The sequence below is a fragment of the Streptomyces botrytidirepellens genome (assembly GCF_003721215.1).
Taxonomy (GTDB): domain Bacteria; phylum Actinomycetota; class Actinomycetes; order Streptomycetales; family Streptomycetaceae; genus Streptomyces; species Streptomyces himastatinicus.
The window spans coordinates 1-19,812 of the sequence record NZ_RIBZ01000838.1 but is presented as its reverse complement, the minus strand read 5'-3'; the positions used below and the strand labels follow the sequence as shown (position 1 = coordinate 19,812).

The 19,812-nt window shown below is 70.8% G+C and carries 22 protein-coding genes and 1 pseudogene; 9 read left to right on the top strand and 14 right to left on the bottom strand.

Features of this window, described 5'->3' with window-relative positions; all coding sequences use genetic code 11:
• Nucleotides 1-47: 47 nt before the first annotated feature.
• Nucleotides 48-1,634 (bottom strand): FAD-binding oxidoreductase, encoded by a 1,587-nt coding sequence (locus EEJ42_RS43720; protein ID WP_123107693.1) that lies wholly within the window; start codon nt 1,632-1,634, stop codon nt 48-50.
• Between the two features lie 384 nt (nt 1,635-2,018).
• Here EEJ42_RS43720 and EEJ42_RS43710 point away from each other — a divergent pair, with 384 nt between their 5' ends.
• Nucleotides 2,019-2,921, top strand: a complete 903-nt coding sequence (locus EEJ42_RS43710; RefSeq protein WP_123107691.1) for a hypothetical protein — start codon at nt 2,019-2,021, stop codon at nt 2,919-2,921.
• 164 nt (nt 2,922-3,085) lie between these two features.
• The gene (locus tag EEJ42_RS43705) at nt 3,086-3,331 is read left to right on the top strand and encodes a hypothetical protein (protein ID WP_184503553.1); all 246 of its coding nucleotides are present in this window, start codon (nt 3,086-3,088) and stop codon (nt 3,329-3,331) included.
• 49 nt (nt 3,332-3,380) lie between these two features.
• On the opposite strand, the gene EEJ42_RS43700 is transcribed toward EEJ42_RS43705, so the two are convergent.
• A complete protein-coding gene (locus EEJ42_RS43700; protein WP_123107689.1) occupies nt 3,381-3,773 on the bottom strand; it encodes a metal-sensitive transcriptional regulator in 393 nt (130 codons plus the stop codon).
• Nucleotides 3,774-3,966: 193 nt separating this feature from the next.
• Between EEJ42_RS43700 and EEJ42_RS43695 the strand changes: the two genes are divergently transcribed.
• The gene (locus EEJ42_RS43695) at nt 3,967-4,587 is read left to right on the top strand and encodes a DUF47 domain-containing protein (RefSeq protein ID WP_123107688.1); all 621 of its coding nucleotides are present in this window, start codon (nt 3,967-3,969) and stop codon (nt 4,585-4,587) included.
• A gap of 8 nt (nt 4,588-4,595) precedes the next feature.
• On the top strand, nt 4,596-5,594 hold the full coding sequence (locus tag EEJ42_RS43690) for an inorganic phosphate transporter (protein WP_123107687.1): 999 nt from the start codon (nt 4,596-4,598) through the stop codon (nt 5,592-5,594).
• Nucleotides 5,595-5,716: 122 nt separating this feature from the next.
• Here EEJ42_RS43690 and pstB read toward each other — a convergent pair whose 3' ends face one another.
• The 4 genes from pstB to pstS all read right to left on the bottom strand — a co-directional run bounded on the left by pstB (nt 5,717) and on the right by pstS (nt 9,801).
• Nucleotides 5,717-6,493 (bottom strand): phosphate ABC transporter ATP-binding protein PstB, encoded by a 777-nt coding sequence (pstB, locus tag EEJ42_RS43685; protein WP_123107686.1) that lies wholly within the window; start codon nt 6,491-6,493, stop codon nt 5,717-5,719.
• Nucleotides 6,494-6,519: 26 nt separating this feature from the next.
• Nucleotides 6,520-7,581: a phosphate ABC transporter permease PstA gene (gene pstA / locus EEJ42_RS43680; protein ID WP_123107685.1), complete on the bottom strand. Its 1,062-nt coding sequence runs from the start codon at nt 7,579-7,581 to the stop codon at nt 6,520-6,522.
• The gene (gene pstC / locus EEJ42_RS43675; protein WP_123107684.1) at nt 7,578-8,567 is read right to left on the bottom strand and encodes a phosphate ABC transporter permease subunit PstC; all 990 of its coding nucleotides are present in this window, start codon (nt 8,565-8,567) and stop codon (nt 7,578-7,580) included. Before pstC ends, pstA begins: the two co-directional genes overlap by 4 nt.
• A 118-nt stretch (nt 8,568-8,685) precedes the next feature.
• Nucleotides 8,686-9,801 carry a phosphate ABC transporter substrate-binding protein PstS gene (pstS, locus tag EEJ42_RS43670; RefSeq protein ID WP_123107683.1) on the bottom strand — a complete coding sequence of 372 codons (1,116 nt, stop codon included), beginning with the start codon at nt 9,799-9,801 and terminating at the stop codon, nt 8,686-8,688.
• 386 nt (nt 9,802-10,187) lie between these two features.
• Between pstS and EEJ42_RS43665 the strand changes: the two genes are divergently transcribed.
• On the top strand, nt 10,188-11,282 hold the full coding sequence (locus EEJ42_RS43665) for a C40 family peptidase (protein WP_246097771.1): 1,095 nt from the start codon (nt 10,188-10,190) through the stop codon (nt 11,280-11,282).
• Nucleotides 11,283-11,637: 355 nt separating this feature from the next.
• Nucleotides 11,638-12,870, top strand: coding sequence for a PP2C family protein-serine/threonine phosphatase (locus EEJ42_RS43660; protein WP_123107681.1), 1,233 nt, complete (start codon nt 11,638-11,640; stop codon nt 12,868-12,870).
• A gap of 44 nt (nt 12,871-12,914) precedes the next feature.
• Here the strand turns inward: EEJ42_RS43660 and EEJ42_RS43655 are convergent, their stop codons facing one another.
• The 4 genes from EEJ42_RS43655 to EEJ42_RS43640 all read right to left on the bottom strand — a co-directional run bounded on the left by EEJ42_RS43655 (nt 12,915) and on the right by EEJ42_RS43640 (nt 15,476).
• Nucleotides 12,915-13,262, bottom strand: a complete 348-nt coding sequence (locus EEJ42_RS43655; protein WP_123107694.1) for a DUF2516 family protein — start codon at nt 13,260-13,262, stop codon at nt 12,915-12,917.
• Nucleotides 13,263-13,405: 143 nt separating this feature from the next.
• The gene (locus EEJ42_RS43650) at nt 13,406-14,029 is read right to left on the bottom strand and encodes a hypothetical protein (RefSeq protein ID WP_123107680.1); all 624 of its coding nucleotides are present in this window, start codon (nt 14,027-14,029) and stop codon (nt 13,406-13,408) included.
• Nucleotides 14,030-14,048: 19 nt separating this feature from the next.
• Entirely contained in the window at nt 14,049-14,450 is a 402-nt protein-coding gene (locus tag EEJ42_RS43645; protein ID WP_123107679.1) for a helix-turn-helix domain-containing protein, read from the bottom strand.
• Between the two features lie 102 nt (nt 14,451-14,552).
• On the bottom strand, nt 14,553-15,476 hold the full coding sequence (locus EEJ42_RS43640; RefSeq protein ID WP_184503552.1) for an SCO4651 family lipoprotein: 924 nt from the start codon (nt 15,474-15,476) through the stop codon (nt 14,553-14,555).
• Between the two features lie 98 nt (nt 15,477-15,574).
• On the opposite strand from EEJ42_RS43640, the pseudogene EEJ42_RS53510 reads away from it, so the two are divergent.
• Nucleotides 15,575-15,667, top strand: a pseudogene (locus EEJ42_RS53510) (GNAT family N-acetyltransferase); the annotation flags it as partial.
• Here EEJ42_RS53510 and EEJ42_RS43635 read toward each other — a convergent pair.
• On the bottom strand, nt 15,636-16,427 hold the full coding sequence (locus EEJ42_RS43635) for an NAD(P)H-dependent oxidoreductase (RefSeq protein WP_123107677.1): 792 nt from the start codon (nt 16,425-16,427) through the stop codon (nt 15,636-15,638). The pseudogene EEJ42_RS53510 and the gene EEJ42_RS43635 overlap by 32 nt on opposite strands.
• 111 nt (nt 16,428-16,538) lie before the next feature.
• On the opposite strand from EEJ42_RS43635, the gene EEJ42_RS51505 reads away from it, so the two are divergent.
• Nucleotides 16,539-16,724, top strand: a complete 186-nt coding sequence (locus EEJ42_RS51505) for a hypothetical protein (protein WP_184503551.1) — start codon at nt 16,539-16,541, stop codon at nt 16,722-16,724.
• A gap of 12 nt (nt 16,725-16,736) precedes the next feature.
• Here the strand turns inward: EEJ42_RS51505 and EEJ42_RS43620 are convergent, their stop codons facing one another.
• On the bottom strand, nt 16,737-17,342 hold the full coding sequence (locus EEJ42_RS43620) for an NADPH-dependent FMN reductase (RefSeq protein WP_123107676.1): 606 nt from the start codon (nt 17,340-17,342) through the stop codon (nt 16,737-16,739).
• Between the two features lie 52 nt (nt 17,343-17,394).
• Here EEJ42_RS43620 and soxR point away from each other — a divergent pair, with 52 nt between their 5' ends.
• A complete protein-coding gene (gene soxR, locus EEJ42_RS43615; RefSeq protein ID WP_123107675.1) occupies nt 17,395-17,856 on the top strand; it encodes a redox-sensitive transcriptional activator SoxR in 462 nt (153 codons plus the stop codon).
• A 24-nt stretch (nt 17,857-17,880) separates the two neighbouring features.
• On the opposite strand, the gene EEJ42_RS43610 is transcribed toward soxR, so the two are convergent.
• Together EEJ42_RS43610 and EEJ42_RS43605 are read right to left on the bottom strand one after the other, a co-directional pair.
• A complete protein-coding gene (locus tag EEJ42_RS43610) occupies nt 17,881-19,131 on the bottom strand; it encodes a GNAT family N-acetyltransferase (RefSeq protein ID WP_123107674.1) in 1,251 nt (416 codons plus the stop codon).
• A gap of 98 nt (nt 19,132-19,229) precedes the next feature.
• The coding region (locus tag EEJ42_RS43605; RefSeq protein WP_246097769.1) for an RsiG family protein at nt 19,230-19,812 on the bottom strand (583 nt) is incomplete at its 5' end.

The window sequence follows — 19,812 nt, the reverse complement described above, 5'->3', positions numbered from 1 at the left end:
CATCACGCCGGGCCGCCCGTCGTATGTAGAGAGAGGGCCCCGCGGGCTCACAGCGCCTGCGGGAAGTCGAAGAGCCGCTTCGGGTCGTAACGCTTCTTCAGCCGCGCCAGCCGGTCCGCGCCGGATCCGTAGTACGCCGAGCGCCAGTTCGTGAGCGTGGCGTCGGTGTAGTTCTGGTACGCCGCCCCGGAGGCGTGGCGCCGCATCGCCGAGTGCGCCGCGTCCAGCCAGGCGTTCTGCGGGGCGCCCGCGCCGCCCGCCGCCCAGGACGCGGTGTACTGCGCGAGGAACCGCGAGCGGCGGTGGACGAAGGCGGTGGCCTGCGGGTCGACGCGGTTCACGGCGCCGCCGAGCGCGGTGAGCGCGATGCTGACCGCGCCGCCGCCGCTGGTGCGCCGTCCGAAGCGCTCGACCTGGTCGAGCATCGCGCGTATCCCCGCCTGGCTCAGCGAGCGGTTGAAGAAGTCGGACCGCGCCGCGTACGTCTCCCGCTTGAGCACCCCGTCGCTGCTGCGGCCGGGCTGGTCGCCGGGCAGATGGCAGCGGCTGGTCGAGGTGTCGCCGCATCCCGCGTACATGCGCATGGCGTCGACGTACCCCCGGCGGCGCAGGGTCACCCGGGAGGCGGGGCCGGGACCGCCGGGGCCGTCGGCGAGCCGGTCCACCGCGTTCTGGAGGTCGCCGTAGGTGCCGAGGGAGAAGCAGCTGATGGAAACGGTCGGGGTGCGGCCGGGGGCGGCCGACAGGTGCAGCGCCGACCAGATCTCGTCGGGCTGGTCGGGGCCCCACTTCTGCCAGGCGCCGATCACCTTGGCCGCCTTCGACCAGGGCCAGGACATATAAGCGGTGACGCCGTCGCCGGGCTTGCGGGTGCGGAAGCGCAGCTCGGTGACGACGCCGAAGTTGCCGCCGCCGGCGCCGCGCAGTGCCCAGAAGAGGTCGGGTTCGCGGTCCTTGGAGACCTGGAGGGTCTTGCCCGCGGCGGTGATGAGGGTCGCGCCGGTGAGGTGGTCGGAGGTGAGCCCGTACGCCCGGGAGACCACGCCGTGGCCGCCGCCGAGGGTGAGCCCGGAGATGCCGACGCTCGGGCAGGAGCCGCCGGGGACGGTGACGCCGTGGGCGCCGAGCCGGGTGTAGACGTCGATGAGCTTGGCGCCGCCGCCGATGCGGGCCTCGCCCGTGGTGGTGCGGATGGAGTCGAGCGCGGAGACGTCGATGACCAGGCGGCCGTCGCCGCTGGAATAACCCGCGTAGCTGTGGCCGCCGTTGCGGATGGCCACGGGGGTGCCGTGGCGCCGGGCGAAGTCCAGACATGCGGCGATGTCGGCCGTATTGCCTATATAGGCGACACCGGCGGGCCGCAGATGGTCGAAGCGGGTGTTGTACAGGCGCCTGGCGGCGGTGTAGTCGGCGTCGCCCGGGCGCACCAGGTCGCCGTGCAGCGCCTTGCCGAGCGCGGTCCAGTCCGCGGCCTTCGCCTTGCCGTCGCTCGCCGCGAGCCGGGTGCCCGAGGCGGCGCCGAGGGACGTCGCGCGCCCGGCGGCGTGTCCCGTGGTGGTGCTGCTGCACGCCGCGGCCCAGGTGGCCGTGGATGCCAGTCCCGCGCTCGCTGCCAGCAGTGTCCGCCGGTTCATGGCGGTGTCCCCTCCCTGTCGACCTTGCCCACTGGTCGACCGGGCCACCGCCGTTACTGCGTATGCCGCCCGGTCGCCTGGTCAGAGGAAATGCCGGGCGGCGGGGTTCCGTTTGTGGCGGAAGAATGACGGTCCGTCGTGTGGACGCTCGCGTCGTCGCGGGCCAGGGAACGGGCTCGGCGGGCCGGACCGATCCAGCCGCAGGTGCATCTCGCGAGGCAGAAGGCCCCCTTCTCCACGGTGGAGGTGCGGGGTTGGTCGGGGCCCATGTCACCTGAGTCGAGCACATGACCACGCTACCGGGCCGTGACGGGTGGCCGGAACGGGTCGTTAAACGAACAAGTATCAAGGCGTGGACGAGCGTGGCCAGGGGGTCGACGGTCGATGGTGGTTCAGCGGCGCGGTGGAAGGAGACGGGCGAAGGCGGTCGCCGGATGCGTGGCGGGTGGTCTGCTGGCCGGGCTGCTGGCGACCGTCAGCGGCTGCTCGTCCCAGACGGTGGCGGACGAGCGCCCGGGCGGTGCACCCGGGGCGGCGGCCGCGGTCGCCGTGCTTCAGCAGGCCGCGGATGTGCTGGTGAGTTCCGGGAGTTCACGGGTGCGGACGACCCTGGAGACGGCGACCGGCGGCACCCGGGTGTCGATCGAGGGCAGCGGGGCGTACGACTTCGAGCAGCGGCGGGGGCGGCTGCGGCTGGTGCTGCCGCGGGACGCGACGGGCGCGGCCGAGCACGGTCCGATCACCGAACTGCTGGCGTCCGGTGCGCTCTTCATGCGCAACCGGGGCGCGGGCATCCCCAGCGACAAATGGGTCCGGGTGGACACGGCGGGCATTCCGGACGGCAATCTGGTCACCGGAGGGGCGACCGATCCGCTGACCGCCGCCGAACTGCTGCGCGGCGTGCGGCGGGCGAGTCTGGTCGGGGAGGAGGGGCTGGACGGCGCCCTGGTGCGGCACTACCGCGGCACCACGGACATCGGCCGGGCGGCGAAGGTGGCCTCGCACGGCGTGCGGGGGCCGCTGCGCGCCGCGGCGAAGGGGTTCACCGACCCGCTGGTGCCCTTCGACGCGTATCTTGACGGACTGGGGCGGCTGCGTGAGGTACGCCACCGCTTCACCGTGACCAGCCGCGCGAGCGGTACGCGGCCCGCCGGGAGCGCGGACGGGCGGCGCGCGGTGGGGGTGGCCTCGACGACGGAGCTGTACGACTTCGGGGTGGAGACCGCCGTCGAGCTCCCCAAGCCCGCGGATATCTACACAGGAAAGGTCGGATCGCCTCAGAAGTAGTCGGAGGGGCCCGCTCTGTCCTTCGAAATGGCCCATCCGTGCCATGCGCGGAGTGTGTACCGATCCCTACGCTGGGAAGCCCGCTGCTCGAAAGTGCTCGAAGGTGCTCGCAGGAGGAGGTGAAACACGTGGTTGCGCGTCGCGGCTCACCGGGCCCGGACCCCGTGGCCCTCGTCGAGATCGATCTCTACGGCGAATTGATGATCGCTGCTGCGAGCGCGGACGAGGACAGGCTCAGTCCGGACCGCATCGACGAGGTGCTCCGGGTGGAGGCCGACCGCTCGGCCGGCCGCTCAGCAGACCGCTCAGCAGACCGCACAGCCGAGCGATCGGATTCGGCCAATCGCTCGACGGGGCGAACGACCGAAAATGCGGAGCGGCCGGAAACCGACGGTCCGGACGCCGGGTAGCCGGGCGGGCGGCAAGCTCCCTCGGGTCCCGTCACGCTCCTCGGGCTCCTCAGGTCCGCAGCAGCCGGGCGATGGCCGCCGTCGCCTCGGCGACCTTGGCGTCCACCTCGTCCTCTCCCTCGTCGCCCTCCTTGGCGGCGCTCTCCACGGCCGCGCTGGCGACGCAGTGGCGCAGGTGCTCCTCGAGCAGCTGGAGGGCGAAGGACTGGAGGGCCTTGGTGCCGGCGGAGACCTGGGTGAGTATGTCGATGCAGTAGACATCCTCTTCGACCATCCGCTGAAGGCCCCTGACCTGGCCTTCGATCCGGCGCAGCCGCTTCAGGTGCTGGTCCTTCTGGTGGGCGTACCCGTGGCCGCCGTGGGTAGGGGAAGCCTGGCCGGACGCCTGGCTCCGCTCGTCGCCGCCGGTGGGCGCGGTGGTGCCGGCTGCCGTGGTGGTCATGGCGTCCTCCCGTTGTTCACTAATCGGTGCACATATACCCCCTGTGGGTATATGGTAACGGCTTTTTCGGCCGAACCGGGCCCCTGTGAAGAGCACACCGCCCGATGGGCGACACTGGGGACGCCGGTTACCGTGGCCGGAAGATGCGCCTAGCATCGTCGAGTCCCCATCCGCCGCATCCCGAGGATCCCCAGTGCGCTTTCGTCTGACCCCCAGGGAGACGAGCTTCTACGACATGTTCGCCGCCTCCGCGGACAACATCGTGACCGGCTCCAAGCTCCTCATGGAACTGCTCGGGGCGGACTCCGCCGCTCGTGCCGAGATCTCCGAGCGGATGAGGGCCGCGGAGCACGCGGGAGACGACGCCACACACGCGATCTTCCATCAGCTGAACTCCTCGTTCATCACGCCGTTCGACCGCGAGGACATCTACTCCCTCGCCTCGTCCCTCGACGACATCATGGACTTCATGGAGGAGGCCGTCGACCTGGTCGTCCTCTACCAGGTCGAGGAGCTGCCCAAGGGTGTCGAGCAGCAGATCGAGGTGCTGGCGCGGGCGGCCGAGCTGACCGCCGAGGCCATGCCGAACCTGCGCACCATGACGAACCTCACGGAGTACTGGATCGAGGTCAACCGGCTGGAGAACCAGGCGGACCAGATCCACCGCAAGCTGCTGGCCCACCTCTTCAACGGCAAGTACGACGCGATAGAGGTGCTCAAGCTCAAGCAGATCGTGGATGTGCTGGAAGAGGCGGCCGACGCCTTCGAGCACGTGGCCAACACGGTCGAGACGATCGCCGTCAAGGAGTCCTGAGCCCCGGCATGGACACCTTCGCGCTCGTCGTGACCATCGCGGTCGCGCTCTTCTTCACCTACACCAACGGCTTCCACGACTCGGCGAACGCCATCGCCACCTCGGTCTCCACCCGGGCCCTGACCCCGCGGGCCGCGCTGGCGATGGCCGCGGTGATGAACCTCGCCGGTGCCTTCCTGGGCAGCGGGGTCGCCAAGACCGTCAGCGAGGGCCTGATCGCCACCCCGACCGGCAAACAGGGCATGATCATCCTGTTTTCCGCGCTGATCGGGGCGATCGCCTGGAACATGATCACCTGGTACTACGGACTGCCGTCCTCGTCCTCGCACGCCCTGTTCGGCGGCCTGGTGGGTGCGGCGCTCGCCGGTGCCAGCACCGTTCACTGGAGCGGTGTGGTGGAGAAGATCGTCCTCCCGATGGTCCTCTCGCCCCTGATCGGCCTGGTGCTGGGCTACTTCGTCATGGTCGGCATCCTCTGGATGTTCCGGAAGTCCAACCCGCACAAGGCGAAGCGCGGCTTCCGGATAGCCCAGACCGTGTCGGCCGCCGCCATGGCGCTCGGCCACGGTCTCCAGGACGCCCAGAAGACCATGGGTGTGGTGGTGATGGCCCTGGTCATCGGCGGTGTCGAGGAACAGGGAGACGCGATCCCGGTGTGGGTGAAGATCGCCTGCGCCGCGATGCTCTCGCTCGGCACGTACGCGGGTGGCTGGCGCATCATGCGCACCCTGGGCCGCCGGATCATCGAGCTGGACCCGCCGCAGGGCTTCGCCGCCGAGACGACGGCGGCCTCGGTCATGTACACCGCGTCGTTCATGTTCCAGGCGCCGATCTCGACGACGCACGTCATCACCTCGGCGATCATGGGTGTGGGGGCGACCAAGCGCGTGAACGCGGTGCGCTGGGGAGTCGCGAAGAACATCATCCTCGGCTGGTTCATCACCATGCCCGCGGCGGCCGGAGTCGCCGCCCTCAGCTACTGGATCGTGAACCTCGCCTTCGGCTGACCCACGCCGGTGACGCAGTGGGCCCGCCCCCGGAATCCGGGGGCGGGCCCTTTTCGTCGTGCGGTGGCACCGCCATGCAGCACCGCAGGACGCCGTTCCTCGCCCGGGGGCGAGGGGCCTGATCAGCCGAAGCGGCCGGAGATGTAGTCCTCGGTCGCCTGGACGGACGGGTTGGAGAAGATCCGCTCGGTCTCGTCGACCTCGATGAGCTTGCCGGGCTGGCCGACGCCGGCCAGGTTGAAGAAGGCCGTACGGTCCGAGACGCGCGCCGCCTGCTGCATGTTGTGCGTCACGATGACGATCGTGAAACGCTCCTTCAGCTCACCGATCAGGTCCTCGATGGCGAGGGTCGAGATCGGGTCCAGCGCCGAGCAGGGCTCGTCCATCAGCAGCACGTCGGGCGCGACCGCGATGGCGCGGGCGATGCACAGCCGCTGCTGCTGACCGCCGGAGAGCCCGGCGCCCGGCTTGTTCAGCCGGTCCTTGACCTCGTTCCACAGGTTGGCGCCCTTGAGGGACTTCTCGACGATGTCCGACAGCTCGCTCTTCTTGTACGAGCCGTTCAGCTTCAGCCCGGCCGCGACGTTCTCGAAGATCGACATCGTGGGGAACGGGTTGGGGCGCTGGAAGACCATGCCGACCGTGCGCCGCACGGAGACGGGGTCGACGCCCGAGGCGTACAGGTTCTCGTCGTCGAGCATCACCTTGCCCTCGACCCGGCCGCCGGGGGTGACCTCGTGCATCCGGTTGAGGGTGCGCAGGAAGGTCGACTTGCCGCAGCCGGACGGGCCGATGAAGGCGGTCACCGAGCGGGGTTCGACGGTCATCGAGATGTCCTCGATGGCCTTGTGGCTGCCGTAGTAGGCCGTCAATCCGCTGATGTCGATGCGCTTGGCCATGTGAATCACTTCTCTTCTTCTCGGCCTCAGCGGCCGGTCTTCGGGGCCTTCCAGCGGGCGATGCCGCGGGCCACCAGGTTCAGGATCATGACGAAGGCGATGAGCGCGAGCGCCGCGGCCCAGGCGCGGTCGAACGAGGCCTCGTTACCGAGCTGCCACTGCTCGTAGATGTAGTACGGCAGCGACGACTGGGCGCCTTCGAAGGGGTTGCCGTTGATCGCTTGGGAGCCGAAGACCAGCAGCACGATGGGGGCGGACTCACCGGCGATACGGGCGACCGCGAGCATCACACCCGTGGTGATCCCGCCGATCGAGGTGGGCAGCACCACCTTGAGGATGGTGCGCCACTTCGGCACACCCAGCGCGAGCGAGGCCTCGCGCAGCTCGTCCGGGACGAGCTTGAGCATCTCCTCGGTGGAGCGGACCACGATCGGCATCATCAGGATGGCCAGCGCCATGGCGCCGGCGAAGCCGGAGTAGCCGAAGCCCAGGATGATGATCCAGAAGCTGAGGATGAACAGACCGGCCACGATCGAGGGGATGCCGGTCATGACGTCGACGAAGAAGGTCACGGCCTTCGCGAGCCGCCCGCGCCCGTACTCCACCAGGTAGATGGCGGTCAGCAGGCCGATGGGGGCCGCGATGAGGGTGGCGATGCCGACCTGCTCCAGGGTGCCGAGGATCGCGTGGTACGCGCCGCCGCCGGGCAGGATCGTCTGGACGCCGTCCATGGAGTGGCTGAGGAAGTAGCCGTCGAGCACGGTCTTGCCGCGGTTGATCGTCTCCCAGATCAGCGAGAGCAGCGGGACGACCGCGATCAGGAAGCAGAGCCACACCAGGCTGGTGGCCAGCTGGTTCTTGGCCTGCCGACCGCCCTCGACCGCGGCCGTGACGCCGTAGGAGAGGATGACGAAGAGCAGCGCGGCGATGAGGCCCATCTGGAAGGGGTTGCCCATGCCGGCGGCCGTGCCGATGCCGACGCCCGCGGCGATCGAGGCCGCGGCCAGCCCGAGCGGGGCCCAGCGGGGCAGCCGCGCCTGCTGGAGGGTGGACGCGCGCGTGGTGGTGTCGATGGTCGTGTCGCTCATGCTGCGGTCCCCGAGTACTCCTTGCGGCGGGCGATGATCATTCGCGCGGCGCCGTTCACCAGCAGGGTGATGACGAACAGGACCAGACCGGAGGCGATGAGCGCGTCGCGCCCGTTGTCGTTGGCCTCCTTGAAGTGGCTGGCGATGTTCTGCGCGAAGGTGCCGCCGCCCGGGTCCAGCAGGCTGACGTTGATCAGGTAGCTGGGGGAGAGCACGGTGGCGACCGCCATGGTCTCGCCGAGCGCGCGGCCCAGGCCCAGCATGGAGGCGCTGATGATGCCGGAGCGGCCGAAGGGGAGGACCGACATGCGGACGACTTCCCAGCGGGTCGCGCCGAGCGCCAGCGCGGCCTCCTCGTGCATCTTCGGGACCTGCCGGAACACCTCGCGGCTCACGCTGGTGACGATCGGCAGGATCATGATCGCCAGCAGGATGCCGACGGTGAACAGCGACCGCGCGGCGCCGCCCTGGTAGGTGAAGACGCCGGTCCAGCCCAGGTACTTGTCCATCCAGGTGTACAGCGGGGTCAGGTGCGGCACCAGGAAGAGCGCGCCCCACAGGCCGTAGACGATGCTGGGGACCGCGGCGAGCAGGTCGATCACGTACGCGACCGGCATCGCCAGCCGCCGCGGGGCGTAGTGCGAGATGAAGAGCGCGATGCCGACGGCGATCGGGACCGCGATGACCATCGCGATGATCGAGCTGACGACCGTGCCGTACGCGAGGACCGCGATGCCGAACCGCATCGGCGTGGAGCCGGTGCTCCACTCGAAGGCGGTGAGGAAGTTGGCCTCGTCCTTGGAGATCGCGATGGCGGCGCGGTACGCGAGGAAGCCCGCGATGGCCGCCATGATCACCAGGAGGGCGATCCCGGAGCCCCGGGAGAGGCCGAGGAAGATCTTGTCACCGGCGCGGCCGGTGGAGCGGGTCGAGACCTTGGGCGGCGACCCGGCGGATGTGGAAGTGGGTTCTATATCCGTTTTCATGGGTTCTCCGGTCTGCGGAGCCGGATGGGGGTGAGGCTCCTGGTGCGGCGGTGCACCGGACGGTGCGGCCTGCTCTGCTCCGGCGGTGGCCGGAGCGGAACAGGCCGCACACTTCAGGTCAGGAGAGGCTGGAAATGCTGTCCCGGACCTTGGCGGCGATCGCGTCGGGCAGCGGGGCGTAGCCCAGCTCCTTCAGCGCGGACTGACCGTCCTTGCTCGCGGCGTAGTTGAGGAAGGACTTGGCGGCCTTGAGGGTGCCGGCCTTGTTGCCCTTGTCGCAGGCGATCTCGTAGGTGACCAGCGTGATCGGGTAGGCGCCGGCGGCCTTGGTGTCGTACGCCAGGTCGAGGGCCTGGTCCTTGCCGCTGCCCGCGGGCTTGGCCTCGGCGATGGCCTTGGAGGCGTTGTCGACGGTGGCCTTGACGGGCTGCGAGGCGCCGGTGTCCAGGTCGACGGTCTTGATGCTGTTGGCGGTCGCGTACGACAGCTCGAAGTACGAGATCGCGCCGGAGACCTGCTTGACCTGCGAGGAGACACCGGAGGAACCGTCGGCGGACTGGCCGCCCTTGCCCTCCCACGCCTTGCCCGGCTCGTGCGGCCACGCCTTCGGGGCGGCGGCCTTGAGGTACTTGGTGAAGTTGTCGGTGGTGCCCGACTCGTCCGAGCGGTGGAACGCCTGGATCTTGAGGCTCGGGAGCTTCACGCCCGGGTTGAGCTTCTTGATCGCGGGGTCGTCCCAGGACTTGATGTCCGAGTTGAAGATCTTGCCGAGGGTCTCGGCGTCGAGCGTCAGCTTGTCCACGCCGGGGACGTTGAAGCCGATCGCGATCGGGCCACCGACCATCGGCAGGTTGATGCCCTGGCCGCCCTTGCACATCTTCTTCGAGGACGCGACCTCTTCGGGCTTGAGGGCCGAGTCGGAGCCCGCGAAGGCGGTCTTGCCCTGGAGCCACTCCTGGATGCCCGCGCCCGAGCCGGTGGCCTTGTAGTTGAGCTTGACGTCCTTGCACTTCGCGCCGTAGTTCTTCGTCCACAGGTCCATGGCGTTCTTCTGCGCGGACGAGCCGGAGGCCAGCAGCTGACCCTTGCCATCGCACTTGATGTTGCCGGTGGACGCGGCGCCACCACCGCCGGTGTTGTTGTCCGAACCGCAGGCGGTGAGGACGAGTGCGCCGGACAGAGCGAGGCCACCGGCGACGATGGCGCGAAGCCGGTTGTTGCGCTGAAGCTTCACTTTCGGGGTTTCCTTCCAGAAGCCGCCGGTGGGGGACGGCGCGCGACGTAATGGTGCGCAGGTGCGGATGTGCGCTGGACGCGAGTCCGGGCACAGGGCTCGGTTCGCATCTCAGTAGGGCTGAAATTAGGCAGATCAGGTGAAGCGGCCGAAGGGGAAGAGTTAACGAGCGGTGAACCTCGGCCGTCAGTGTGGTGGCCGGGTAACGGCGAGGTCACGGCCCGGCCTCCCGCCCGCGTCCCTCCGTGTCCGTCTCCTTCCGTCCACTTCAGTCCTCTCAAGACCCCGGATCGCGTCGACTGCGCGACCTACCGGCGCGTGGCTCTGTCGGATTGCGGTACGGCATGTCACCATCCGTCCCTACTCGGATGAGAGGAGGCCGGCGGGTGGGACGGGACGGGAGAGGGAGGCGTACGGGCGCCGCCACGGCGGCCGCGCTCGTCTGCGCGCTGGGGACATCGGCCTTACCCGCCGGTCCTGCGTACGCGGCGCCCGGCGAACCGGAACCGGCGTCGAACGGCGCCCGTGGTGCCGGGTCCGGCGGCGGACGGCTGGAGAAGGTCCGCTCGGACGTGGACCGCTTCTACCGGCAAGCGGAATCAGCCACCGACGCGTACAACCTCGCGCGGGAGAAACAAGCGCGCCAGGAGAAGTCGATCCTGAAGATCGCGCGGGCCGTGGTGAAGGCGCAGAAGGAGATGACCGGGCTGCGGGAGCGCGCCGGGGCGCTGGCCCGGGCCCAGTACCGCGGCGGCGGGATGCCGCCCGAAGCGCGGCTGCTGCTGGGCGACGACCCCGGTGGCTTCCTCGACGGCTTCACCCTCGCGCGCAAGGGCGAGAAGGCGGCCCACGGGCTGATGAACCGGCTGGAGCACACCAAGGCGGCGCTCGACCGTTACGCCGAGTCCGCCTCCCGGGAGTGGGAGCGGCTCGACCGGAGCCGGGCGAAGAAGGCGGCGGCAAGGGCGGAGATCACCGAAAAGCTCGCCCGGGCCCGGCGGCTGGAGTCGAGGCTGGAGGCCAAGGAGCGGGACCGGCTGCGGCAGCTCCAGGAGCAGCGGGACCGGGCATCTCAGGCGAAATGGCTCAAGACCGGCATACTGCGGGAGGCTGGCGGGCGGTCGAGCGGCCTGGGGCGGCGCGCGATCGACTTCGCGACGGCCCAGATCGGCAAGTCCTATGTATGGGGTGCCGTGGGTCCGGACGGCTACGACTGCTCGGGGCTGACCCAGCGGGCCTGGGCCTCGGCCGGCCGGAGCATCCCGCGGACCTCGCAGGAGCAGTGGCGGCTGCTGCCGAAGGTGGACACCGCGCACATGCGCCCCGGTGACCTGGTCATCTACTTCAAGGACGCCAGCCATGTGGGGATGTACGTGGGCGACGGCGCGATCGTCCACGCCCCGCGGCCGGGCCGCCGGATCACCCTCGCGGGGGCGGGGTCGATGCCGATCCTGGGCGTGGTGCGCCCGGACGCCTCCTGATTCGGGCTGATTTCGCGCCGCGGGCGTGATTCAGCTGATATGTCCGCCTCGCCCCGGTGTGGTTGGAGCGCGAACGGCGCCATCCGTGTTCGGTTCCACAAAATGGCGACGAGTTGGCGTGACCTTTGTCATTTTGGCCCCTGCCCGGATTCCCGCAAGTCGCCCAGTGAGCGGGGCATATGACAAAAGTGGCGTCCGGAAGGTCATTCCACGGGGCCCGGACCGAGCGCTAAAGTCGCCTGGCAGTATTCGGCTTGCATGCCCTGAAACCGACCAGTCGGTGCGTGAGCCGGTCGTGCGGTCCGCCGGTCGGCGGCGGGTGCCGCGCCCTCGGGGGGAGGGAAGGAATCGAGCGATGTCCGTACCCGTGCCGAGGCAGCGGGAGGCCCTGGCCGCCGAGGCCCGGCCGGCCGCCCTGCCCGACAGCGGGCTCACCCTGCTGGTGATCGAGGACGATCCGGCCGGCGCCTTCAACGTCCCCGAGATGCTGGACACCGAAGGCAACCGGGTCCGTATCCGTACGGCCCGTAACCTCACCGAGGCCTCCCGGCTGCTCACCGACGGTGTGCAGTGCATCCTGCTCGACCTGGCCCTGCCCGGCCCCGAGCACGAGGCGGAGGACGCGCTCGACACGCTGCGCTCCGTACTGAAGCTCGCCCCCACACAGGCCGTCCTGGTCCTCACCGCCGAGGACGACGCCGAGCGCGCCGCGGAGGCGGTCCGGGTCGGGGCGCAGGACTTCCTCTTCCGCGACGAGCTGGACGGCCGCATCCTCAGCCGCGCCATCCGGTACGCGGTGGAGCGAAAACGCTCCGACCTCGCCCAGCGCCAGCTCACCGAGTCCCGGCTGCGCGCCCAGGAGAACGCCCGGCTGGAGCGCGGACTGCTGCCCACCCCGCTGCTCCAGGGCTCCGGGCTGCGCTTCGCCGCCCGCTACCGGCCCGGCCGCAGCCGGGCCCTGCTCGGCGGCGACTTCTACGACACCGTCCGCACCCCGGACGGCACGGTGCACGCCATGATCGGCGACGTCTGCGGCCACGGCCCCGACGAGGCCGCCCTCGGCGTGGAGCTGCGGATCGCCTGGCGCGCCCTGACCTTCGCCGGGCTCTGCGGCGACCAGCTGCTCGGCACCCTCCAGCAGGTGCTGGAGAACGAGCGCCCGGACGATGAGATCTTCGCGACCCTGTGCACCGTCGACATCGCCCCGGACGGCCGACGGGCCGGGGTCTGCCTCGCCGGACACCCCTCACCGCTGGCCGTACGGCCCGGAATGGCGCCCCGGCTGCTGCCCACGGACGAGAACGGCCCCGCCCTCGGCCTGCTGCCGAACGCCCGCTGGCCGCGCCGGCAGGTCGAGCTGGGCGGCGCCTGGAGCCTGATGATGTACACCGACGGGCTGATAGAGGGCCGCGTCGGGGCCGGGGTGCAGCGGCTCGGCCAGGAGGGGATGGTCGAGATCGTCGCCCGCCAGATGGCGACCGGGCTGCGCGGCGAGGAGTTGCTGGACGCCACGGTCACCGAGGTGCGGGCGCTGAACGGCGGTGAGCTGACCGACGACCTGGCGGTGCTCCTGCTGGACCGCGGCTGAGCTGCCGCCGCCCCGCGATATCCGCGATATACCTGCCGATCGGGCTACCGGCCGCCGTTGAAGGGCCCGTACGGACCGTCGGAGCTGGAGCCGCGCCCCCGCGGCCAGCCGCGGCCGCCGCCGGAGATCTGCCGCAGCGCCGGGCGCACGTCGACGATGTACACGATCGTCGCGATCAGCCCGATGATCGGCAGGAAGCTCATGATGCCCATGAAGAAGTTCACCGCGGCCGCGAGCCCCAGGATGATCATCCAGAACGGCTTGGTCTGCTTGTTCGCGGCCCGGTAGGCGTCCTCGCGGCGGATGACCGAATCGACGAAGGCGAACAGGCTGAAGAGGAGCAGGCCCCAGGAGACCCAGTACAGCAACTCGCCGAAACCTTGCACCAGCACGCTGTCCACCGCCCAGAAGAGACGCTCAGAGGAAAAGAGGGATGAGCATTACGGGCCACCGTACCCGCTGACGGGGCCGGGCACGCCAGCTGCGTACCCGGCCCTCTTGTGCGCCCCGACAAAGGCCCTGTCGGACAGGCGCGTCAGTGGGACGGCTTGGAGTCCGGCTTCTTGGCCGTGGCGGGCTTGCGGGCCGGGGCCTTCTTGGCCGGGGTGGCAGGCTTCGCCGAGGTCTTCGGGGCCTCCTTGGCGGCGGGCTTGGCGGCGGCCGGCTTGGTGGAGTCCACCGCGACCGGCTGCGACGGCGCCTTGGGCGCGCCCTCCTCGTGGGGCTCGATCGCGGAGGCGATGTCGACGACCTCGTCGGCCGCCTCGCCGCGCCAGGTCTTCACGACCTCCTGGCCGTGCTCGGCGACCTCGTCGTACCGCTCCCGCGCCTTCACGGCCAGCTCGGCGGCGCGGCCGACGCCCTGGAGGGCGAGGTCCTGCGCCGAGTCACGGAGCCGCTTGAGGTCGGTGTCCAGGGAGCCCAGCACCTCGTTGAGCTTGCCCTGGGCGTCCTTCGCCTGCTGGGTGACCCGGTCCTGCACGGCCTTCGGGTCCGTGTTGCGCACCTGGTTGAAGCGCTCCGGGGCCTCCGCGACGATCTTCTCGACCAGCGTCGGCACCTCCTTGAGCTTCTGGGCGGCGAGGTCGGCCGTGCCCGCCACGAAGTAGAGCGGGGTCGGGTCGGTGAGGGTCTTGCGTACGTCGTCGGTGATGGCCATGGTTCCTGGTCCTCCCGGATCAGTTCGAGGGTGTGGCGACGTCGGCGTCGGCGGGGGTGTCGTCCGAGGCGGTCCCGTGTCCGTTCTCCTTGCGGAAGGACTCGTAGATCTGGAGCAGCACCTGCTTCTGCCGCTCGTTGATCGTGGGATCGGCGAGTATCACGCTGCGCACCTCGGTTTCCTCCCGATCGCGCTCATCGAGGATCCCTGCCTGTACGTACAGGGTCTCGGCGGATATCCGCAGCGCCTTCGCGAGCTGCTGGAGGATCTCGGCGCTCGGCTTGCGCAGTCCGCGCTCGATCTGGCTGAGGTACGGGTTGGACACCCCGGCGGCGTCGGCCAGCTGCCGCAGCGAGAGCTGGGCACTGCGCCGCTGCTCCCGCAGGAAGTCGCCGAGGTTGCCGACGTTCAGTGATGCCATGCCTTCGATGCTGCACCAGGAGTGCTAACTATTGCAAGCAAGGTGCTTGCAACAGTGGCGCGTGCCACGTGACGCCGGGCCGTCGTGCGGCACGCGCCGGGGTCAGCTCCGGGTGCTCCGGGCCAGGTCGGACAGGTTCAGGGTCTCGCTCGCTGGCGGGGCCTGCACGGTGATCGGCTTGTTGATGTCCAGGAAGGTCATCGTCACATCGAGCCGGCCCTTGTCGGCGTCGCCGCGCATGCGGAACCGCTTCGTGTGGCTGTCCGGGTCGATCCACATGTCCATGTTCAGGCGGTCGATGCCCGCTTCCTCGTACGTCGTGAGGGCCTTGTCGCGGCGCTCGCGGGTCGTGGACTTCTCGTCCTCGAGGCTCGCGCGCATCTGCTCGAGGGTGACCGTGCCGCGGTAGTGGGTGGTCCGGACGCCGTCGATGGTTTCGCCGCCGACCCGCCGCAGATTGTCGGCGTCGGAGAGGAAGGCGGACTCGTCGGCCGGATTGGTCTTCGCCCGGCCTGTGAGCGAGCCCGAGCCCTGGGAACCGGACCCGCGCTTCTCCAACTCCGAGGCGTCCAGTGCGAGCCAGCGCTTGCCGTCGAGCTCGGGGAGGTCGCTGTCGCCGCTGCCGAGCCCGGCGGTCACCGCACCGCCGCCGAGGTACATCACGCCGCCGGTGAGCCGGTACTCCACCGTCCCCGCCTCGTCCTCGCCGCGCGTGCGCATCTTCATCCGGGCCACGGGCGGGTTGAAGGCCATCGCGCCCTCGCCCTCGACCCGCCCCTCGTCGAGGGTCTGGCCGGTCATCCGGTAGCGGAGCGAGGTCAGCTTCTCCGTCTTCTTCGCCGCCGCCCGCACGGCCGCCGCCGGTGCCATGCGCGGCTCCTTCGCCGCCCGGTGCGCGCGCTCGCCGCCGCCGGACTCCGGCGAGCCGCACCCCGCCGCCCCGGCGCATAACAGCGCGGCGGCGAGCACCGCGACCCCCGCTCTGCCGCGCCTGTTGTCCGGTCCGGTGCGTGCAACGATGCCCATATACCCCACCCCTTGTGGAACTTATGTTCGTTCCTGATCGATGTCGGGACATTAGCGCACGCGCGGGGAACCGGTCCCGGCATTTGCCGCCGCCCCGTTGTCACCGGGCCGGGTTCACGCTGCTCGGCGAGTGCGACGTCGAGTACCCGCCCGGCTCCTTCATGCGGTGCAACGACTGGCGGCTGGAGTTGCGTAGTGCACCGCAAGGCCGGAGTGTCCCGGCATGATGTCGGGCCGCAGCACCAGGTTCTCGTCGTAGTCGCCGCCGTTCTGGCGGCGGAAGGGGATCGGATCGGCGGTCGGCAGCGCGGCGAGCCGCTGCCGCAGCGCGTCGGCGTAGCCCTCGTACTGCTCGGCGGAGAGCCGGTCCGCGCCGTAGACGACGTGCGGCGGCAGGACGGACATGCCGCTGTACCAGAGCGTCCCGTGCTGGAGCGGGAACAGCAGGTGCTCGATGTCGCCGTTGACGCCCCGCGGCCCGGCCGCGGCCCGCGGGGTGCCGGCGGTGAGCAGGACCATGGCGCGCTTTCCGGCCAGCTTGCCGTCCCCGTAGCGCAGGGTGCGGCCGTCGGGGCCGGTGACGCCGAAGGCGAAGCCCTTCACGAAGACGCGGTCGAACCAGCCCTTGAGGATGGCGGGCATCCCGTACCACCACAGCGGGAACTGCACGATCAGTGCGTCGGCCCAGGCGATCTTCTCCTGCTCGGCGCGGATGTCCTCGCTCAGCGTCCCGGCGTCGTAGGCGTCGTGCGAGGAGGCGCCGATGATCAGGCGTTCCTCGGCGTCGTGCCGGAAGTCGGCGCCGTCCACGACCGGGTTCCAGCGCATGGCGTAGAGGTCGGACACCCGGCACTCATGGCCCAGCCCCCGCAGGGCGCGCAGGCCCTCGTCGCGCAGGGAGCCGCTCAGTGAGCGCGGTTCGGGGTGGGCGAATATCCACAGCACGTTCATACCGGCCAGCGTCGCAACGCGGCCGCCGGGCGACGAGTGGCCGGATGGCCAGGATGTGTGAGGATCTGGCCAGCTGAAGTTGGGGGCTGGGCGCGGACCAGGGCCTCGGCCATGGACTGCTCGGTGCCGTCCCCGGTGCGCAGCGCGGCCGCCGCGAGGTCCGCGGACAGCCTCGCCTCGTTCCGGACGAAGCCGCTGACCGGCATCAGCGCGGAGATGCCGGTGGGGGACAGCGCCTGGCAGGCGCTGTCCTGGTGCGGCGCGCTGTCCGGGGTGTTTCGCCGCCGTACGGCGTGAAGGCCCGGGGGCTCAGGTTCCGTACGGGTGGGCCGCGCGCGCCGTGCGGAGGGCGTCGGCCCACCAGACGAGCTGGTCGAGCATGGCCGTGGCGGCGGTGTCCGGGCCCTTGGGGTCGGTCAGTTGGCCGTCCGGACCGAAGGCGTCCCAGGCGCCGTGGAAGCTGACCGTGTCGCGCACGGTGACCGCGTGCACCTCGGCGAAGACGGGCCGCAGATGCTCGACCGCGCGCAGGCCGCCCGAGATGCCGCCGTAGCTGACGAAGCCGACCGGCTTGGCCTGCCACTGGCTGTAGTGCCAGTCGATCGCGTTCTTCAGCGGGGCGGGATAGCTGTGGTTGTACTCGGGGGTGACCACGGCGAACGCGTCCGCCGCGTCCAGGCGCGGGGTCACGGCCTCCAGCGCCTTGGCGTCCTCGGGGCCGGGCTGGTGGGTGAGGCACGGCGGGAGCGGGGTGTCGGCCAGGTCGACGACGTCCACGCTCAGGTCGTCGCGCAGCGCGGCGCGGCCGGTGAACCAGTCGGCCACCTTGGGCCCGAAGCGGCCCTCGCGGGTGCTGCCGACGATGACGGCGAGACGGACAGGGGTGCGGGTGGGAACTGCGGTTGCGGTAGTCATGGGAAGAGGCTCGGACTTAAACAAAGGTTGAAGTCAAGCTACCCTCGGCAGCATGACGCACCTCACCTGGAAGACCCATGAGCTGACGGTCGGCGAGCTGTCCCAGCGCAGCGGGGTCCCCGCCTCCGCGCTGCGGTTCTACGAGCGCGAGGGGCTCATCCACAGCCGCCGCACCTCCGGCAACCAGCGCCGCTACACCCGCGACACGCTCCGCCGGGTGGCCTTCGTGCGCTCCTCGCAGCGGGTCGGCATCCCGCTGTCGCGGATCCGGGAGGTGCTGTCGCTCTTCCCCGAGGACCACGTCCTGACCAAGGAGGACTGGGCCCGGATCTCGGAGTGCTGGCGCTCGGACCTCACCGACCGCATCGAGCAGCTGGAGAACCTCCGCGACCACCTGACCGACTGCATCGGCTGCGGCTGCCTGTCGATCGACAAGTGCGCGCTGGCCAACCCGTACGACAAGCTGGGCGAGCAGGGCGCGGGCGCCCGCCGGCTGCTCAAGTCCTGCTGCTGAGCGCGGTCCTGCTCCCGAAGCGCCTCAGAACATGTCCGGGCACCACGGCCGCCGCGGGGTGCGCAGCAGGGTGTCGGCCAGGGCCGCGGCGCCGGGGCGCTCCTCCTCGGCCCGGCCCAGGGCGGTGAGGCGGACCGGCGACTCGTCGCCCAGCCACACGGTGCCCAACTCGCCGATGTCCATGGTGAGGTCGGCCGGGCGGGTGGTGGGGGCGCAGGTGGCGCCGTCCGGGGTGGCGTCCAGCAGATAGCGGCCGCCCGCCAGTCCGGCCCGGTCGCGCAGGTCGAGGACGAGTGAGCCGGACACCGGGTACGTACGGGCCTCCAGGAGCGCGGGGACGTCCAGCGGGCGCAGCCACAGGTAGTCGGCGTACGTGGTGGGCCGGGCCGCCCGCGGGTCGCCGAGGAACAGCGGCAGCAGGTCGTCCGGGGCGCGGGGGCCGGTGGCGATGTGCAGGACCCAGTCGATGGAGCACAGGAAGTGCCACAGCGCGCGCTCGGCCGCCGGGGTGACGCCGATCAGGCTGAGGACCGTGGCGGTGTCCTGGGGCCGCTTGTTGCCCTCCCAGCGGTCGTCGGTGGTGAAGGCGAGCAGGCCGTCGACCGAGCCCTCGGGGGAGCGGTAGAGGACGTAGAACGGTTCGGCGGGCCAGCCGTCACCCGGGAACCGGAGTTGACCGGTGTTGAGCTTCCACCAGCGCTCGGTGCGGTCGATGACGCCGTGTTGCCGGGCGCGCAGCCGCTCGTGCAGGGCGGGGCCCCGTTCCCGTACCTCGTCGGGGTCGGCGTAGTCGACCCGGCCGCCGCAGCTGGGCCCGGCGTAGCGCGGGTCGAGACCGGCGCGGGCGACGTCCACCGACCACTGGGTGACCCAGGTGGCCGGGCCGAAGCCGTACCGCCCGTAGATGGGGTACTCGGCGGCGAGCAGCGAGGCCACCGCGTCGCCGCGCTCCTTGGCGGCCCGCAGGTCGTGGTCCATCATCCGGCTGAGCAGGCCCCGGCGGCGGTGGGTGGGCGACACGGTGACGTTGGTGATCGCGTTTGCCGGTACGTCGGCGCCGCCGACCGCCGTCAGCCGCTGTTCGACGCTGCGGAAGGTGGCGACGCAGCGATCTCCGTCGAACGCCCCCTGGGTGCGGTCCAGGTCGATGCCCGTGCGCCGCACCTCCAGCTCCTCCTTGGAGACGTCCGGCGACAGCAGGAAGCCGGTGTGCATCGCGCGGAGCCAGTTGGGAAGGTCGGACACGTCGAGGGAGGTGCGGATGTGGACGGCCATGCGGCCACGCTAGGCGGCCGCCGCCACCGGCCGCACGCGATTTTTATCCCCAGCCTGTGGATGCCCGGCGCGGCCCCGGCACGGCCCTGGCGGGCCACCTACGAGAGCAGGTCGTCGACCTGGGCCTCGCCCTCGCGGTACCGGCGCGCGATCTCCGCACTGCACTGGTCGGCGGTGCGCTGGAGCCCCTGACGCCGCCGGGACACCTGCTGCTCGTACCCCTCCAGGCGGCCCATCGCGCCGTGCAGCTCCTCGTCCGTGCGCGCCGGGAGGTCCGACAGGCCGATCTCGGCCAGCATCTCTTCGGCCAGCCGCTCGTACTCCGCGCTGTGCGGGGTGCCGAGCGTCACATGGCGGGCGGAGGTGCGGTGCCGGGACGGGACGTCCGCCAGGATCTTGGGCAGCAGCTCGACCAGCTCCGCGGGCTCCGCCGACGGCCCGTCCGCCGCCACCGGCGCCCCCGGCTCGCGGCGGCGGGTCAGCTCGGCGCGGAGGATGTCGATCCGGCCGTGCAGCAGTCTGCGCACGTAGCTCAGGTCCGCCTCCTCACGCTGCGCGGAGCGGCGCAGCGCGCGCAGCTCCGCCAGCCGCAGCCCGCCCAGGGTCCCTGTCCCCGCTGCCCCCGCCGACGCTGCCCCCGCCGATGCTGCCCCCGCCGACGCCGCCCCCGCCGACGGCGCG